Genomic DNA, 17,728 nt, shown 5'->3' on the forward strand with positions numbered 1-17,728 from the left:
GCGCAACCGAGCTCAGAAGAGGCCCGCCGGCGATGCAGATCAAGTTCCGTGCCCGCGCGAGACAGTCGCGATGAATGCGCATCCCGACGCGCTGCCGGCGGATATTCGCGACTACCATCTGCGCACCAAGCACGCGCCCAATCGCTATGCGCTGGGCCCCGCCTTTCTCGACTGGACGTCCCAGCCCTCGCCCTATCGGCGTTTCGAGGGCGCGCGGCTCGTCGACCTTCCGCTGAGCGACGGTCCCTCCCAAGCCTTTCCCGGCCCTTCGCCGCTCGCCGCGCCGCTCGATCTGCGCGCTTTGGGCCTCTTCCTCGAGCTTGCCTTCGGCCTGAGCGCCTGGAAAACCGCCGAGGGCTCCACATGGGCGGTCCGCAACAATCCCTCGTCGGGCAATCTTCATCCGACGGAGGCCTATCTTCTCCTGAACGCGCTTGACGGCGCAGCCGACGTCGCCTGCCTTTTCCATTACGCGCCGCTGGCGCATGGGCTCGAAGAGCGCGCGCGCTACGACGCGGCCCGGGCGCTGCCCGAAGGCGGATTCCTGCTCGCGCTCACCGCCATTCCCTGGCGCGAATCGTGGAAATATGGCGAGCGCGCCTTCCGCTATTGCCAGCTCGACGCGGGGCATGCGCTGGGCGCCGCGGCCCAGGCCGCCGCCGCCCTGGGATGGCGCGCCCAGGCGCTGGCGTCGCCTTCCGACGCAAAGATCGCGGCGCTGATCGGGCTCGACCGCGACGACGCCTTTCATCGCCGCGAGGAAGAACATCCGGACCTGCTGATCTGGATCGCGACCGGCGGCGCGCCGGCGCCCGAGCCCGATCTCGACGCTCTCATCGGCGAGCCCCGCCGTTTCCATGGCGCCGCCAATCGCCTCAGCGAGGATCACGACGGTTGGCCGATCATCGACCGCGCATTGCGGCTGAGCCAAAAGCCGTGGACGGAGCCTGTCGCGCCGGCGCCGATCAAGCCCGCGCCCGCCCTCGCGGGCCCGCCCATCGGGGAGGTCGTTCGCGCCCGGCGGAGCGTCCAGCGCATGGACGGCGTCTCGACGCTGTCTCTCGACGCCTTCCGCCACATGCTCGCCGCGACCCTGCCCGGGGCCGCGCCATTGCTGGCCGGCTTTCCATGGCCGGCGCGCGTGACGCTTATTCTCTATGTCCATCGCGTCGAAGGCCTGGAGCCGGGCCTTTATCTCCTCGCCCGCGACGAAGGCCTCGCGACGCGCTTGCGCAAGGCGCTTTCTCCCGATTTCAATTGGGCGCCGACGGGGCTGGCCGAGCTTCCCCTCTTCCGCTTGCGGGCGGGCTCGGTCGAGCGCGAGGCGACGCGCGCCGCCTGCCTGCAGCCCATCGCCGGCAAGGGCTGCTTCAGCGTCGCGATGATCGCAGAATTCGAGGACGCGCTCGCCCGGGAGGGCGCCTTCGCCTATCGCCGCCTGCATTGGGAGGCGGGGCTGATCGGCCAGGCGCTTTATCTCTGGGCGACGGCGGCGGGCTTGGCCGGGACCGGCATTGGCTGCTTTTTCGACGACGAGGTTCACGCCCTGCTCGGTCTCGCGCCCGGCGATCTGCGATTTCAGGATGTCTACCACTTCACGGTCGGCGGCGCCGTGGAGGATGCGCGCATCCTCACACTTCCTCCCTACCCCGAAGAGCGGCGGCGCAGATGAATATCGAGATCGAAACAACTCATGTCGAAGCCCTGATCGAGCGCTTTCCCGCGCATGCCGCGCTTGCGTCGCAATTGCGGTTCAGCGACCGGGTCGAGGTCGACCTTGCGCATCTCTCCGGCGACGAGCTCGATTTTCTCGAGCGGCGCTACCAAGGCGAAGGCCCGGAGCTGCGCGCCCGCGCCGCCCAGATTTCCACGCTCCGCGCCGCGCTCGCCGCGCAAGGCCCGCGCTTCGAGAGCGGCGCGCTCGAGGACGTGCTGCCGGCGCTCGTCCGCTATCTCACGACCAACCCCATCCATGGCTGGCTTTTCACGGCGAATGTCGCGGCGCGGCCGTTGCCCTATCTCGTCACGCGGCTCGACTATGTGCCGTCCTCAAACGACGAGGCCGGCAAGATCATGATCGAGCTGAAGGCCAACGCCAAGGGGACGCTGCAGTCGAACGTGATCCGCATCATGGCCGCGGACATTGTCGGCCGCACGGTGAGCGAGATCCTCGCGGCGAAAGGCTTTCTCCACGAAACGCCCGGCCTTGTCTCGGCCTTCGAGGCGTCGAGCGAGACTTATTTCGAATGGCGCGGGCGCTATGGACATCAGTTCAGCGCGAAGGGCGTCGGCTTTCACGCCGAGGACCCCAACGCCACGCATCGCGACACGGACTGGTCGCGCAAGGATATCGTCGTGCTTTCGACGAGCGGCGGCGAGGCCCGGCTCGTCAATGACGAAGGCGTCCTGTCGGCGCGCAGCCTGACGCTCGAGGCGCCGGGCGACATTCTCGGTCACTTCCTGCGCAAGGCGGGCAAGAGCAACCGCTTCGCGGCGGAAGACGAGATCGCGGAGCTGCAAGCGCAAATCCCCGAGGGGCTTTTCACCCGCGTCCCGGTTCATCCCTATATTTTCATGTTCCATCTCGATCTGCACCAATATCTCTGGGTGCATGTCGATCAGATGCGGCCCTACGAATATCAGCCCGCGCTGAAACAGAAGCTCGTCCTGCCGCCTGAGCAGACCGACCTCATCGACATTCTGACCGCCGAGATGGACGTGCTCATGGAGGATATCGTCCAGGGCAAATCCGGCGGCACGACCGTGCTCTGCGCGGGACCGCCCGGCGTCGGCAAGACGCTGACGGCGGAAGTCTATTCCGAGATCATCCAGCGTCCGCTCTATCGCGTCCATTCCGGCCAGCTCGGATTGAACGTCGCCGCCATGGAGACGGCGCTGAAAGAAATTCTGACGCGCGCCCAGCGCTGGGGCGCCGTGATGCTGATCGACGAGGCGGACGTCTATATCAAGCGACGCGACGACAATATGGCGATGAACGCCGTCGTCGGCGTCTTCCTGCGCGTGCTGGAATATTTCAACGGCCTGCTGTTTCTCACCACCAATCGCGTCGACGACATTGACGAGGCCATCGTTTCGCGCTGCATCGCGCTGATCCGTTATACGCCGCCCGACGCGGAGGCCAGGCGCCGCATCTGGCGCGTGATGGCGGAGCAGTTCAATCTCGCGCTGGACGACGGGCTGATCGACGCGCTGGTGCGCGTCTTTCCGCAGGCGACGGGCCGCGACATCAAGGGACTCGCCAAGCTCGTCGCCAAATTCTGCCACCAGAAAAACGCGCCGCCAGACCTCGCCGCCTTCCAGCGCTGCGCCATCTTCCGGGGACTGGACATGGCGCCGCTGGGCGCCAAGGATGCGAAGGCGGCCTGAATCGCGCTGCGATTTCGGGCGGGACCGCTGCGAAGCGGCGCAGCCGCCGAAGCAATCCAGAGCCGTGGGGCCGCCTCTGGATTGCTTCGCTTCGCTCGCAATGACGGCAGGAAATATGAACAAAGGCCGGCGCGCAAATTGACGGCGGCGTGTACGTTTCTTCGTCAGTTCGCCGATTGAATTTGCGGCAGCGCCGCTTCGGCGATCGCCGTCCCTTTCGGCAATCCTTGAAAAATCCGGGGTTCGCGTAAAGCGCGGCCTCTGGCGTGACTTTTGCTCGTCTTCCCGCAACTCCGCCTCGCGGGGACCGACCCAAAGGCGGGTCACAATCAGCAACGCCGCTGTTCCGAAAGCCAAGCGCCATCAGGCGCCGGCTTCTCGGGCAGCGGCTTTTTTGTGCCTCGGCGCTCCCTGGAAGCAAGGCGCGCAAGCAAATGGCAGGCTGACGATGAATAAGGGACGCCATCTTCTATATGTCCGCTCGCGCGCGCGGCTTCAAATCGCCTGCGCGGCGCTCTCACTGTTGTCGCTCGGCGCGCAGGCGGCCGACATTTCGAAAAAGCCGGCCCCACCGGCGCCCACAACGCCCGCCGCGCCGCCGCCGCCTCCCGGGCCGATGGGCGTCTTCGGCGTCGACATGCCCGCCGCCGGCAAGCTCATCGTTTCCATCACGCCGAGCATCGGCAATCTTTCCGGCATCAAGATGGGAACCCGCACGGTCTCGAACGAATATGTCGTCTCGACGGTGCCCTTCTTCCTCAATCCGACGCAGCCGGTTCGCATCGTTCCGCAGAACATCGCCTTCCGGACGCAAATCCTTGGCCTCAGCTATGGCGTGACGAAGGATTTCAACGTCGTGCTCAACGCCGGCATGATCGAGAAAAGTCTCGAGGCGCTGGTGTTCAGAGGCGCAAGGGGCATCGCGCCGCTTGCGAGGAACTACCCCACGACGGCGAGCCTTGCCGACTTTTCATTGTCGGGCGTCTATCGCATCTATCAGGACGACGTTAATCGCATCCAGCTCTCTCTGGGCTTTTCCTTCCCCACCGGCAACAACCGCGCGACCTTCAGCGACTTCATCCTGCCGAACGGAACGGCCCAGACCATCCGCGGATTCTATGGGATGCAGCTCGGCGCCGGCACGTTCGACATCATGCCGGGCGTCGTCTATGCGGGCTATCTCGGGCCGTGGTCCTGGGGCGTTTCCTATCGCGGGCGCTTTCCGCTCGGCCCCAATCCGCAGGGCTATCTCTGGGGCGACCTCCATGAGCTCAACGGCTGGGGCGGCTATACCTGGATACCGGGACTGACGACGACGTTCCGGGCGAGCGCCACGATGCAAGGCCCGATCCGCGGTTGGGACCCCGAGATTCGGGGACCGGCGGCGCCCGCCAATCCGCTCTTTTACGGGGGCCAGCGGGTCGAGCTCTTCGGCGGCGGCTCGATCAGCGGCAAGTTCATCGGCTATGACAACTGGACGCTCGCCGTGGAAGCGGGCCTGCCTGTTTACCAGAATCTCAACGGCCCGCAGATCATGAAGAACTGGCAGGCGGGCATGTCGCTGAAGGTGAAGATCTGACGCCGCGCGCGCGGTCGTCGAGGCCGCGCGATTCCTCCCTGAACATGTGCAGGAACGCTCACAATGTCGATCGGAAGCGCGCGGCGCCGCTTCGGCGCGACGCCTTGTCACGGCCTCTGGCCCGCGCCGAGACGCATAGGAATCTGGCGCTATTTCGAGGCGACTTGCATCCTTGCCGGAATCACGTTCGGCAATATTGCGATCGTCAAAATCGTTGACGCGTTCCTGGATGCGCTGCACAATTAAATCACGCGGCGGAGAGCGCGGTTCCGCCAAAACGCCAAGCCCGAGCCGCTTCGACGCCCGCCCACCCGTGAAAATCGCCATCATAGACGAAAGTCCGATCCGCGCCGCGATCCTCGAGGAAGGATTGCGCGAAGCCGGCTTCACCGAAGTCGAACGCATCGCCGAGCGTCATCATCTGCTCAAGCGCGTTTATGCGATCGACCCGGACGTCATCCTCATCGATCTCGAAAACCCGTCGCGCGACGAGCTCGAACAGATGTTTCAGGTGAGCCGCGCCGTGCGCCGGCCCGTCGCAATGTTCGTCGATCAATCCGACGCCGCCTCCATCCAGGCGTCGGTGGACGCCGGCGTTTCCGCCTATATCGTAGACGGGCTGAAGAAAGAACGGATCAAATCCATCCTCGATCTTTGCGTCTCCCGCTTCAACGCCTTCGCGAAATTGCAAAGCGAGCTGGAGCGCGCGCGCTCCGACCTCGAGGAACGGAAGACGATCGACCGCGCGAAAGGCATTTTGATGAAGGCCAAGAAGCTTTCGGAAGACGAGGCCTATAAGCTGATGCGCGGCGTCGCCATGCGCGAAAGCAAGAAGATCGCCGAGATCGCGCAGTCCATCATCACGGCTTCGGAGCTGCTGAAATGAAAGCCGCCCGACAGATCAAGATTGGCTTCATCCCGCTTGTCGACGCCGCCAGCCTCTTCGTCGCAGTCGACAAGGGATTCGCCGAGCAGGAAGGACTCGACGTCGAGCTCGTGCGCGAGGTCTCCTGGTCGAACATTCGCGATCGTCTCGCGATCGGCCATTACGACGCCGCACATCTCCTGGCGCCCATGGCCGTCGCCTCGACGCTGGGCTTGAGCCATGTTCGCGCGCCGGTCGTCGCCGCGATGAATCTCGCCATGAACGGCAACGCCATCACCGTCTCGCCGGACCTTCACGCAAGTCTCGCCGCCGCGGCCGAAGGCGATCTCGGCGATCCCGCCGTGAGCGCGCGCGCCTTGAAGGCGGTGGTCTCCTCGCGCGAGAAGCGCAACGCCGAGCCGCTCACCTTCGGCATGACCTTTCCTTTCTCGACGCATAATTATCAGTTGCGCTACTGGATGGCGGAGGGCGGCGTCGATCCCGACCGGGATCTCCGGCTCGTCGTCCTGCCGCCGCCTTATATGGTCGACAATCTCGTCAAGGGACATGTCGACGGCTTTTGCGTCGGCGCGCCCTGGAACGCGGTCGCCGAGCGCATGGGCGTCGGCGTCATCCTGCATCCCGGCCCCGCGATTTTTCATCCCGCGCCCGAAAAGACGTTGGCCGTCCGTCAGCAGATCGCCGAAAAAGAGCCGGCGCTCGTCGAGGCGCTGATCCGCGCCTGCCTCAAGGCGGCGGACTACGTTCGCGCGCGCGAGAACCGGCAGGAAATCGCCGCGCTTCTCGCCCGGCCGGATCGCGTCGGCGCCGACGAGGAGTCCCTGCGCCGCGCGCTCGACGGGCGCCTGGCGGGGAACCCCGATGAAAACGCCGATTATCTCATCTTCGGCGACAGCGCGTCGGGGCGCCCCGACGCCTATCAGGCCGCCTGGCTCTACGCTCAAATGCTGCGCTGGGGACAAGCCCGCTTCTCCGCGGAAGCGCTGCGGATCGCGAAACGCGTTTTCAATCCCGTCTTCTTCGACGCCGCGACGCGATCGGCCCCCAAAGCGGCGGCGCCCATCGCGGCATTTTCAGGATCGCCCTTCAATGCGCGGGACATCGACGCCTATCTCGATTCCTTCGCGATCCGGGGGGCGTCCTGACGTCAAATTTCATGCGCCGGGCCTAAAGACGCGGCGCCTTTCCGCCTAAGCGCGCGGCGCCCCGAAAAGCGCGCTGACCGCCGCCAAGTCTTCCAACCCCCCGGTTTTCCAGCCTTCCGCCGCATGGCGGGTCTCTGGCGCCCTGTTTGCAAACCTCGAAATTGAACGCGCCTTCTCCCGGCGCCGGGTCCAAGGCAGGACCCATGCAGCAACGCCGCTGTTCCGAACCGTCCGCTCCCATGGACCGTCTCGGACAGCGGCTTTTTTTTCGCCTCCGGCATGCGCCGCGAAATCGAGGAAAGAGGAACGCAATGTCGCCAATGTCTGGCAAATCGAATCCCGCGCAGATGCGTCTCGATCGTCGAAGCCTGTTGAAAGGCGCGGCCGCCGCTCTCGGCGCCGGCGCCGTCGGCCTGCCGCGCGGCGTCTTCGCCGAGGGCGCGGGGCCGGAAACCACCAAGGCGATCCTCGGCTATATCGCGCTCACCGATTCGGCGCCGCTGATCATTGCGAAGGAGAAAGGCCTCTTCGCCAAATACGGCATGCCGGACGTCGAGGTCGTCAAGCAGGCCTCCTGGGGGGCGTTGCGCGACAATGCGGTGCTCGGCGGCGCCAATAACGGCGTTGACGGCGCGCATATTCTCTCGCCGATGCCCTATCTCATCTCCACCGGCAAGGTGACGCAGAACAATGCGCCGACGCCGATGTACATCCTCGCGCGGCTCAATCTCGATTGCCAGGGCATTTCCGTTTCCAATGAGTACAAGGACCTCAAGGCGGGTTTGAAAGCCGATGCGCTGAAAGCCGCCTTCGCCAGGAAGAAGGCCGACGGCAAGGAGGTCAAGGTGGCCATGACCTTCCCCGGCGGCACGCATGATCTCTGGCTGCGCTACTGGCTCGCCGCAGCCGGCGTCGATCCCGACAAGGACGTCTCGACCATCGTGGTCCCCCCGCCGCAAATGGTCGCGAATATGAAGGTCGGAAACATGGACGCGTTCTGCGTCGGCGAGCCCTGGAACGAGCAGCTCGTCAATCAGGGCATCGGCTACACGGCCTGCACGACGGGCGAGATCTGGTTCAAGCATCCCGAGAAATCGCTCGGCATGCGCGCCGACTGGGTGGACAAGAATCCGAAAGCCGCGAAGGCGCTCGCCGCCGCCGTGATCGAAGCCCAGCAATGGTGCGACAAGCCGGAAAACAAGGCCGAGCTCGCCGAGATCGTCGGCCGTCGCCAATGGTTCAACGCGCCCGTGACCGACATTGTCGGGCGCCTGAAGGGCGACATCAATTACGGCAATGGCCGCGTCGCGAAGGGCACCAAGCTCGGCATGAAGTTCTGGCGCGACAACGCCTCCTATCCCTTCAAGAGCCATGACGCGTGGTTCGTGACGGAAGACATGCGCTGGGGCAAGCTCGACGCCAAGACCGACATCAAGGGCCTCGTCGACAAGGTCAATCGCGAGGATCTGTGGCGCGAGGCGGCGAAAATCGCCGGCGTTTCGGCGAAGGAGATTCCCGCCTCGACCTCGCGCGGCAAGGAGACCTTCTTCGACGGCAAGGTCTTCGATCCCGAAAAGCCGCTCGATTATCTGAAGAGCCAGTCCATCAAGCGCGCCGAAGTCTAAAGGACGAGAGACAAGATGACGATGCCCCTGACGAACAGCGATCGCTCGGCGAGCTTCTACGATGAAGAAATCGAGGAAGCCTACCGCCGCCGGCGAACGCCGCTGCTGATCAAATACAAGGCGAATATCCAGGCTTTCTTCGCCGCCCTGATTCCGCCGCTCGTCACCCTCGCGCTCCTCCTGCTGACATGGCAGCTCCTCTGCATCGGCCCGACGTCGGCGCTGCCTTCGCCGCTGCGCATCTGGAACGAAGCGAACGACCTTATTCTGCATCCTTTCTACGAAGCGGGATCGCAGGATATGGGCCTCGGCTGGCGCGTGCTCACCTCGCTGAAGCGCGTCGGCGTCGGCTTCGGCCTTGCGAGCCTCGCGGGCATTCTGCTCGGCGCCTTCGTCGGTCAATCGCAATGGGCGACGCGCGGTCTCGATCCGATCTTCCAGGTGTTGCGCACCGTGCCGCCGCTCGCCTGGCTGCCGATCTCGCTCGCCGCCTTCCGCGACAGCCAGCCCTCCGCGATCTTCGTGATCTTCATCACCTCGATCTGGCCGATCATCATCAACACCGCGGTCGGCATTCGCAATATTCCGCAGGACTACCGCAACGTCGCCGCGGTGCTGCGGCTCAACCAGATCGAGTTCTTCTGGAAGATCATGATTCCCTCCGCGGCGCCTTACATTTTCACGGGCCTGCGCATCGGCGTCGGTCTCTCCTGGCTCGCCATCGTCGCGGCGGAAATGCTGACGGGCGGCGTCGGCGTCGGCTTCTTCATCTGGGACGCATGGAACTCGTCGCGCCTGCCCGACATCTTCGTGGCGCTGATCTATATCGGCCTCACCGGCTTCATCCTCGACCGCCTCGTCGCCTTCATCGGCAATCTGGCGACTCGCGGCGCCCAGGCGAATTGAGGAGAAGAGACATGAGCAGCTATCTCAGCATCGAAAGCGTCGACAAGACCTATGGGCGGGGATCGAGCGTCGCCAAGGTGCTCGACAATGTTTCCCTGAAAGTCGAGAAAGGCCAGTTCGTCTCGATCATCGGCCATTCGGGTTGCGGCAAGTCCACGCTTCTCAACATCGTCGCCGGCCTCACCAACCCGACGAGCGGCGGCGTGCTGCTCGAGGATCGGGAGGTGAACGCTCCCGGCCCCGATCGCGCGGTCGTGTTTCAGAACCATTCGCTGCTTCCCTGGCTCTCGGCCTACGACAATGTCCGCCTTGCGGTCGACAAGGTGTTCGGCGGAACGGAGCCGCGCGCCAAACGGCACGAATGGACGATGCGCAATCTCGAGCTCGTCCAGATGGCGCACGCCAAGGACAAGCGGCCCGCCGAAATTTCCGGCGGCATGAAGCAGCGCGTCGGCATTGCGCGTGCGCTCGCCATGCGGCCGAAGCTTCTTCTGCTCGACGAGCCCTTCGGCGCGCTCGACGCGCTGACGCGCGCGCATCTTCAGGATCAGGTCATGAAGCTGCACGAGCAGCTCGGCAACACGGTGATGATGATCACCCATGACGTCGACGAGGCCGTGCTGCTCTCGGATCGGATCGTGATGATGACGAACGGACCGCAGGCGACGATCGGCGAAGTGCTGGAGGTGCCCTTGCGGCGTCCGCGCGACCGCATCGCGCTCGCCGCGGATCCGATCTATCTCGAACGCCGCCAGCGCGTGCTGCACTTCCTCTACGAGCGGAGCCGCTATGTCGAGGCCGCGTGAGGGAGGAAGCATGACGAAGGAGACGCTCGTCGTCGTCGGCGCCGGAATGGCCGCGACGCGCTTCATCGAAGAGCTGACGATGGCCGCGCCCGATCGCTATGCGATCCGCGTGATCGGCGAAGAGCCGCGCCTCGCCTATAATCGCGTGCTGCTATCCTCGGCGCTGACGGGCGAGGTCGCGCTCGACGACATCGTGCTCAAGCCCCGGCAATGGTGGCGCGCAAACGGCGTCGAGATGACGACCGGCCGGAAGGCGACAAAGCTCGACGCCGCATCGCGGCTGCTCTTTCTCGACGATGGAGAGCGCGTCGCCTTTTCGAAGCTTGTCCTTGCGACCGGATCGCGCGCGCTGCGCCTGCCGATCCCCGGCGCCGATCTCCCGGAGGTCCATACTTTCCGCGACATGCAGGATGTCGAGGCGCTCGCGCGCCTCGGCGCGATGGGAAAGGAGGTTCTCGTCGTCGGCGGCGGCCTGCTCGGACTCGAGGCGGCCTATGGCCTCGTCAAGCGCGGCGCGCGCGTAACGCTCGCCCATGTGATGGACCGGCTCATGGAGCGCCAGCTCGATCACGCCGGCGCCGCCCTTCTGCATCGGCTCGTCGAGGAGAAGGGCGTGCGGATCATGCTGAACGCCAACGCTTCCCGCATCGCCGGCAAGGGACGCGTCGAGCGCGTGGACTTCGCGGACGGGCGATCCGTCCGGGCGGACGCCGTAGTCTTCGCGGTCGGCGTCCGCCCGAATGTCGAGCTCGCCCAATCGGCCGGTCTTTCCGTCAATCGCGGCGTCGTCGTCGATGACGGCCTCGGGACCAGCGACGCCAATATCTTCGCGATCGGCGAGTGCGCGGAGCATTGCGGGCTGTGCTACGGCCTCGTCGAGCCCGCCTATGAGCACGCCCGCATACTCGCCGCGCGCCTCGCCGGAGCCGGGGCCGCCTATCGCGGCAGCGTCGTTTCGACCAATCTGAAGGTTTCCGGCGTGCGCGTTTTTTCGGCCGGCGATTTCATGGCCAGGGACTCGGATTCCGAGATCGTCTGCAAGGACCCGAGGGCCGGCGTCTATCGCAAGCTCGTCGTTGACGGCGACCGGCTCAAGGGCGCGATTCTCGTCGGCGACACCAGCGGCGCGCTCTCCTATCTCGATCTCATCCGCTCCGGCGACAGCATCGCGGCGATCCGGGACGATCTCGTGTTCGAAGCGCCGAAACTAAAGGAGGCCGCCTGACATGTCGGCTGACTTCACGCTCGATCAGAAGCGCTATCTCGAAGGCTTCGCCGCCGGCTTTTCCGCGCGCGGCGGGCGCGCCGCGCAATCCGCGCCGCAAAAGCCCATGGGACCCGACGCGGCGCATATCGACGCGCAGGACCGCCTCGTCGCCACCGGCGCCAAATTGACCGATCAGGAAAAATGGAAGCGCGAGGAGCATCCCTTCGACGCCTATCCGCGCCTTGTCGCGCAGGCGAAGGAAAACGCGCCGCCAAAGTCCGACGATAATTTCCGCTGGCGCTATTACGGCCTCTTCTACGTCGCGCCCGCGCAATCCGCCTATATGCTTCGGCTGCGCATTCCCAACGGCGTCCTCACGCACTGGCAATTCGCCGGTCTCGCCGATCTCGCGGAACATATGGGCGGAGGCTATCTGCATGTGACGACGCGCGCCAATCTTCAGATCCGCGAAATCGAGCCCGCAAAGGCCGTCCACATCATCGAGGCGGTGCAGGATCTCGGGCTCTGGAGCAAGGGCGCCGGCGCCGATAATGTCCGCAACGTCACCGGCACGCCGACGGCCGGGATCGATCCACAGGAGTTGATCGACACGCGTCCCTATGCGCGCGCCATGCATCATCACATTCTCAACGACCGTTCGCTCTACGGCCTGCCGCGCAAGTTCAATATCGCCTTCGACGGCGCCGGCCTCGTCGGCGCGCTGGAGGATACGAACGACATAGGGTTCCAGGCGGTCGAGGTCCTTGACGGCTATGGACTCGAGCCCGGCGTCTATTTCCGCCTCGCGCTCGGCGGCATAACGGGCCACAAGGATTTCGCGCGCGATACGGGCGTCCTGGTTCGGCCCGACGAGGCCGTCGATGTCGCCGACAGGATTCTCCGCGTCTTCATCGAGAATGGCGACCGCGCCAACCGCGCCAAGGCGCGGCTGAAATATGTGCTCGACGCCTGGGGCTTCGAGAAATTCCTCGCGGCCGTGGAAGAAAAGCTCGGACGCGGCCTCACGCGGGCGCCCGAAGGCGCCCTTGCGGCGCGCCCCCGCCAGGATCGCCAGGCCCATATCGGCGCGCACAAGCAGAAGCAGGCCGGGCTCAATTGGATCGGCGTCGTTCTGCCGCTCGGCCGGTTGACCCCGGCGCAGACGCGCGCCCTTTCTGAAATCGCGCGCCTTCATGGCGATGGCGGCCTGCGGCTCACCGTGTGGCAGAACGTTCTCGTCACGGGCGTAAGAGACGACGACGTCGCGCAGGCGGTCTCCGCCATCGACGCCCTGGGATTGTCGACGCAGGCCTCTCCCATTCGCGCCGGCCTCGTGGCCTGCACCGGAAGCTTCGGATGCCGCTTCGCCGCCGCGGACACCAAGCGCGACGCGGCCGAGATCGCCGATCAATGCGAGACGGCTGCGCCGATGGATACGCCGATCAACATCCATCTTACCGGCTGCCATCATTCCTGCGCGCAGCATTACATCGGCGACATCGGGCTTATCGGCGCGCGCGTGCCGGTCAATGACGACGGCGACGCGGTCGCGGGCTATCACATTCTCGTCGGCGGCGGCTTCGCGGAAGAGGCGGCCGTTGCGCGCGAGCTCATCCGGAACGTCAAGGCCGAAGACGCGCCGAAGACCGTCGCCGGCATTCTGCGCGCCTATCGCGGCAACCGCCTGGACGCGACGGAAACATTCGCCGCCTTTGCGCGGCGTCTCGACACCGAGACGATCCGCCGCCTCGCCGACGGAGATATTTCGCCATGAACCATATGACTCCGCCCTCGAATCTCATCCCCGAAAGCGCGCCCTTCTCGCCCGAGCAGCGCGCGTGGCTGAGCGGGTTCTTCGCCGGCTTCGCCGCGCCCGACAATGCGCTTGTGACGCCGCTCTCGCCCCAGGCCAACGCCGCGGTCATGGAGGCCGCGGCGGGTGACGACGGCGAAGCGCCGTGGCACGACCAGACGCTCGCCCTTGACGCTCGCATGAAGCTTGCGGAAGGGCGCCCGCTGCGACGGCGGCTGATGGCCGCCATGGCGCAACAGGATTGCGGGCAATGCGGCTATAATTGCGAGAGCTACGCCGACGCCCTCGCCGCGCGCAAGGAAGTCCGGCTGAATCTTTGCGCGCCCGGCGGCAAGGATACGGTCCGCATGCTGAAATCGCTCGCGGCCGAGCTGGACGGACCGCGCGAGGCGCAAATGGCGGCGGCGCCGCAGCCTCACGAATCCGCCGCGGAGCCGGGTCGCTTCCGCGACAATCCCACGCCGGTGACGTTCCTGTCGCGGCGGCGGCTCAACAAGGAAGGCTCGGCGAAGGAAACATGGCACATCGTATTCGATCTCGCCGGGAGCGGGCTCGATTACAAGGCGGGCGACAGTTTCGGCGTCTTCGCGAAAAACGATCTCGGCCTCGTGGACCAGATCATCGCCATGCTCGGCGCGTCCCACCTCACGCCGGTGCGCGGCAAGACCTTGCGCAACGTGCTGCAATGCGACGTCTCCCTGTCGCCGGCGCCCGACGCGCTTTTCGAGCTCGTCTCCTTCATGACCGGCGGCGCGCAACGCGAGAAGGCGCGGCTGCTCGCGCAGGGCGAGGATCCCGACGGCGACGCCGCGACGCTCGACGCCCTCGCCGTGCTGCAGAAATTTCCAAGCGCGCGCCCGCATCCGGAGGCGTTCGTCGAGGCGCTCGAACCCTTGCAGCCGCGGCTCTACTCCATCTCCTCCTCCCCCAAGGCGGAGCCGGGGCGGCTGTCGCTCACCGTCGACGCCGTCCGATATGTGGTCGGCAAGCGCAAGCGCCTCGGCGTCGCCTCCACCTTCCTTGCCGAGCGCGTCGCGCCGGGCGACGCGCTGTTGAGCTATGTGCAGCCGGCGCATGGCTTCGGCCTGCCCGACGATCCGGCGACGCCGATCATCATGATCGGGCCGGGCACGGGCGTCGCGCCCTTCCGCGCCTTTCTGCAGGAGCGCGCGGCGACGGGGGCCAAGGGGAAGAACTGGCTCTTCTTCGGGCATCAGCGCGCGGATTATGATTTCTTCTACGCCGACGAGTTCGAGACGATGAAGGCGACGGGCCTGCTCACGCGCCTGTCGCTCGCGTGGTCGCGCGACGGCGAAGAGAAATTCTACGTGCAGGACCGCATGCGCCAGGCCGGGCGCGAATTATGGGCCTGGCTTGCGGAAGGCGCGCATATCTATGTCTGCGGCGACGCGCAGCGCATGGCCAAGGATGTCGAGCGCGCGCTGGTCGACGTCGTATCCGGATATGGCGCGCGCAGCGTGGAGGACGCGATCGCTTTCGTGGCCGCGCTCAAGAAGTCCGGCCGCTATCAGCAGGACGTCTATTGATGCTCGACGCCGAGACCATCCCCGGCTCGGGCGCGAGCGGCGCGACCGGCGCCCGCGCAACGGCGGCGACGGCGATTCGCACGACCTGCCCCTATTGCGGCGTCGGTTGCGGCGTGCGCGCCGCCTTCGACGGCGGCGGCGCGCATATTGCCGGCGATCCGGAGCATCCGGCCAATTTTGGCCGTCTCTGCTCCAAGGGCTCGGCGCTGGGGGAGACGGTCGGCCTCGCCGGGCGGCTTCTCCATCCGATGCGGCGCGAAGCCGACGGCTTTGCGCGCATTTCGTGGGACGCGGCGATAGAGACGGCGGCGCGCGGCTTCGAGGAGATCATTGCGCGCGACGGTCCGGATGCGGTCGCGGTCTATCTCTCCGGCCAATTGCTGACGGAGGACTATTATGTCGCCAACAAGCTGATGAAGGGCTTTGTCGGCTCGTCCAATGTCGACACCAATTCGCGCCTTTGCATGGCCTCGACGGTCGCCGGCCACAAGCGCTCTTTCGGCGCCGATACGGTTCCCGGCTGCTATGAGGATCTCGACCAGGCCGACCTCATCGTGCTCGTCGGCTCCAACGCGGCCTGGTGCCATCCGATTCTGTTCCAGCGCATCATGCGCAACAAGGAAGAACGCGGCGCGCGCCTTGTCGTCGTCGAAACGCGGCGCACGGCGACGGCGGAGAACGCCGATCTCTTCCTGGAGCTGGCGCCCGGTTCCGATCAGGCGCTTTTTTCCGGCCTGCTCGCGCATCTCGCGAGAGTCGGCGCCGTCAAGCGCTCCTTCGTTTCCGGCCATACGGAGGGGTACGACTCCGCCCTCGCGAGCGCCATGCGCCTCGCGCCTTCGGCGGCCGAGACCGCGGCGCTGACGGGTCTGGACGAGCGCGACGTCGCGCGCTTCTTCGAAATGTTCGCGCGGACGGAGCGGACCGTCACCGCCTTCTCGCAAGGCGTGAACCAATCCGCGCAAGGGACCGACAAGGTCAACGCCATCATCAATTGCCATCTCGCGACGGGCCGCATCGGAACGGCGGGCGCCGGCCCCTTTTCCCTGACCGGGCAGCCGAACGCCATGGGCGGGCGAGAGGTTGGCGGCCTTGCAAACAGTCTCGCGGCGCATATGGGATTTGAGCCGCACAATATCGACCGCCTGCGCCGCTTCTGGCGCGCGCCGCGCATGGCCGAGCGCGAGGGGCTCAAGGCGGTCGATATGTTCGGCGCCGTCGCCAGAGGCCGGATCAAGGCGCTCTGGGTCGTCGGCACCAATCCCGCCGCCTCCATGCCCGACGCCGACGCGGCGCGCGCCGCGATGAAGAAGCTGACGCTTCTCGTTGTCTCCGACAATATGCTGTCGACCGACACGATCAACAGCGGCGCGCATCTTCTTCTCCCCGCGCAGGCCTGGGGAGAAAAGAACGGGACCGTGACCAATTCCGAGCGCCGCATTTCCCGCCAGCGCGCATTTCTTCCCTCGCCGGGCGAAGCCCGCGCCGACTGGCGGATTTTCAGCGCGGTCGCCAAGCGGATGGGATTTTCGGGGTTCGACTACCAGTCGGCGGCCGACGTCTTTCGCGAGCATGCGGCCCTCTCGGCCTTCGAGAATGACGGCGCGCGGGATTTTGACATTGGCGGCTTGGCGTCGCTCGACGACGACGCCTATGACGCGCTCGAGCCGACGCAATGGCCCTTTCCCGCCGGCGCGCGCAAGGGAACGAAACGCCTTTTCGCGGAAGGCGGCTTCTATACGCCCGATAAACGCGCGGCGTTCGTCGCGCCCGCGGCGCCGAGCCTGGCGACGACGCTTTCACGGCAATATGCCTTGCGGCTCAATACGGGCCGCATTCGCGACCAGTGGCACACCATGACGCGCACCGGCGCCAGCCAGCGTCTGGCGCGCCATCTGCCCGAGCCTTTCGTCGAGATCAATCCTTGCGACGCGGAAGCGTCCGGCGTCTCGGATGGCGGCTTTGCGCGCGTTTCGACGCCCTATGGCGCCTGCGTGCTGCGCGTCGTCGTCACGGATCGCCAGCCGAAAGGGCATATTTTCGCGCCTATTCATTGGACGAATGAGACAGCCGCGCAAGCGCGCGTCGGCGCCCTGGTCGCGCCCTTCGCCGATCCCGTCTCCGGGCAGCCGGAGATGAAGGCGACGCCCGCGGCCTTGACGCCGCACAGCTTCGCGAACACGGGCTTTGCGCTCGTCCGGCGGCGTTTGGCTCCGCCGAAGGCGTTCTGGTGGGCGCGGGTCGCCATTGTCGGCGGCTTCGCCTATCGTCTCGCAAGCGACGTTCCGGCGCGCGAATGGCGAGCCCTGCTCTTCCCGGAAGGAACCGACGACGTCGCGGAGTATTCCGACGCCGGCCGCCGCGCCTACCGCATGGCCGCGTTCACGGAAGAGAAGGCGGCCTGCGTTCTTTACGCGGAACCGGCGGCGACGCCGTGGGATGCGGCGATTGATCTGTTTTCCCTGGAACGTCTCGACAAGGCGCAACGCCTCGCGCTTCTTTCCGGGCGCCGCGCCGACGATTCGGAAGGGCCGACCATATGCGCCTGCTTCGGCGTCGGCGCGACCCGGATCGAATCGGCGATCGACGCGGGCTGCCGCAGCGCGGCGGAGATCGGCGCAAAACTGCGCGCGGGCACGAATTGCGGCTCTTGCCTGCCGGAGATCGCGCGCATCCTTTCCACTCGCGCGACATAAAGACGCGCGCTCGTCGCGACCTCCGACCACGCTTGCGCAGCAATGAAGCGGAAACATGCGCGACGCTTGTCCCGAGAGCATGGTCGCTTAGTTCCCAACGATCCGGCGGCGCCGGAATATCCGACGGGAGA

Annotated in this window: 13 protein-coding genes; all 13 read left to right on the plus strand. The window is 65.9% G+C overall.

Annotated features, from left to right (window positions below):
* The first annotated feature begins 70 nt into the window (after positions 1-70).
* The 13 genes from ACV7JP_RS05585 to ACV7JP_RS05645 all read left to right on the plus strand — a co-directional run bounded on the left by ACV7JP_RS05585 (position 71) and on the right by ACV7JP_RS05645 (position 17,597).
* Positions 71-1,672: a SagB/ThcOx family dehydrogenase gene (locus ACV7JP_RS05585; RefSeq protein ID WP_457798232.1), complete on the plus strand. Its 1,602-nt coding sequence runs from the start codon at positions 71-73 to the stop codon at positions 1,670-1,672.
* Positions 1,669-3,387, plus strand: coding sequence for an ATP-binding protein (locus ACV7JP_RS05590; protein ID WP_457798233.1), 1,719 nt, complete (start codon positions 1,669-1,671; stop codon positions 3,385-3,387). The genes ACV7JP_RS05585 and ACV7JP_RS05590 overlap by 4 nt, the downstream gene beginning before the upstream one ends.
* Positions 3,388-3,835: 448 nt before the next feature.
* The gene (locus ACV7JP_RS05595; protein WP_457798234.1) at positions 3,836-4,966 is read left to right on the plus strand and encodes an alpha-amylase; all 1,131 of its coding nucleotides are present in this window, start codon (positions 3,836-3,838) and stop codon (positions 4,964-4,966) included.
* Between the two features lie 63 nt (positions 4,967-5,029).
* The gene (locus ACV7JP_RS05600; RefSeq protein ID WP_457798235.1) at positions 5,030-5,212 is read left to right on the plus strand and encodes a hypothetical protein; all 183 of its coding nucleotides are present in this window, start codon (positions 5,030-5,032) and stop codon (positions 5,210-5,212) included.
* A gap of 67 nt (positions 5,213-5,279) precedes the next feature.
* Positions 5,280-5,852 (plus strand): ANTAR domain-containing response regulator, encoded by a 573-nt coding sequence (locus ACV7JP_RS05605; protein ID WP_457798236.1) that lies wholly within the window; start codon positions 5,280-5,282, stop codon positions 5,850-5,852.
* Positions 5,849-6,997 (plus strand): CmpA/NrtA family ABC transporter substrate-binding protein, encoded by a 1,149-nt coding sequence (locus tag ACV7JP_RS05610; RefSeq protein WP_457798237.1) that lies wholly within the window; start codon positions 5,849-5,851, stop codon positions 6,995-6,997. The genes ACV7JP_RS05605 and ACV7JP_RS05610 overlap by 4 nt, the downstream gene beginning before the upstream one ends.
* 311 nt (positions 6,998-7,308) lie before the next feature.
* On the plus strand, positions 7,309-8,622 hold the full coding sequence (locus ACV7JP_RS05615; RefSeq protein ID WP_457798238.1) for a CmpA/NrtA family ABC transporter substrate-binding protein: 1,314 nt from the start codon (positions 7,309-7,311) through the stop codon (positions 8,620-8,622).
* Between the two features lie 15 nt (positions 8,623-8,637).
* Entirely contained in the window at positions 8,638-9,528 is an 891-nt protein-coding gene (gene ntrB, locus ACV7JP_RS05620; protein WP_457798239.1) for a nitrate ABC transporter permease, read from the plus strand.
* Between the two features lie 11 nt (positions 9,529-9,539).
* Positions 9,540-10,334 (plus strand): ABC transporter ATP-binding protein, encoded by a 795-nt coding sequence (locus ACV7JP_RS05625; RefSeq protein WP_457798240.1) that lies wholly within the window; start codon positions 9,540-9,542, stop codon positions 10,332-10,334.
* 10 nt (positions 10,335-10,344) lie between these two features.
* Positions 10,345-11,559 carry an NAD(P)/FAD-dependent oxidoreductase gene (locus ACV7JP_RS05630; protein WP_457798241.1) on the plus strand — a complete coding sequence of 405 codons (1,215 nt, stop codon included), beginning with the start codon at positions 10,345-10,347 and terminating at the stop codon, positions 11,557-11,559.
* 1 nt (position 11,560) lies between these two features.
* Positions 11,561-13,315 (plus strand): NirA family protein, encoded by a 1,755-nt coding sequence (locus ACV7JP_RS05635; protein ID WP_457798242.1) that lies wholly within the window; start codon positions 11,561-11,563, stop codon positions 13,313-13,315.
* The gene (locus ACV7JP_RS05640) at positions 13,312-14,901 is read left to right on the plus strand and encodes a sulfite reductase subunit alpha (protein WP_457798243.1); all 1,590 of its coding nucleotides are present in this window, start codon (positions 13,312-13,314) and stop codon (positions 14,899-14,901) included. Before ACV7JP_RS05635 ends, ACV7JP_RS05640 begins: the two co-directional genes overlap by 4 nt.
* Positions 14,901-17,597, plus strand: a complete 2,697-nt coding sequence (locus ACV7JP_RS05645; protein WP_457798244.1) for a nitrate reductase — start codon at positions 14,901-14,903, stop codon at positions 17,595-17,597. Before ACV7JP_RS05640 ends, ACV7JP_RS05645 begins: the two co-directional genes overlap by 1 nt.
* Positions 17,598-17,728 lie beyond the last annotated feature (131 nt).

The sequence above is a fragment of the Methylocystis sp. S23 genome (assembly GCF_054106005.1).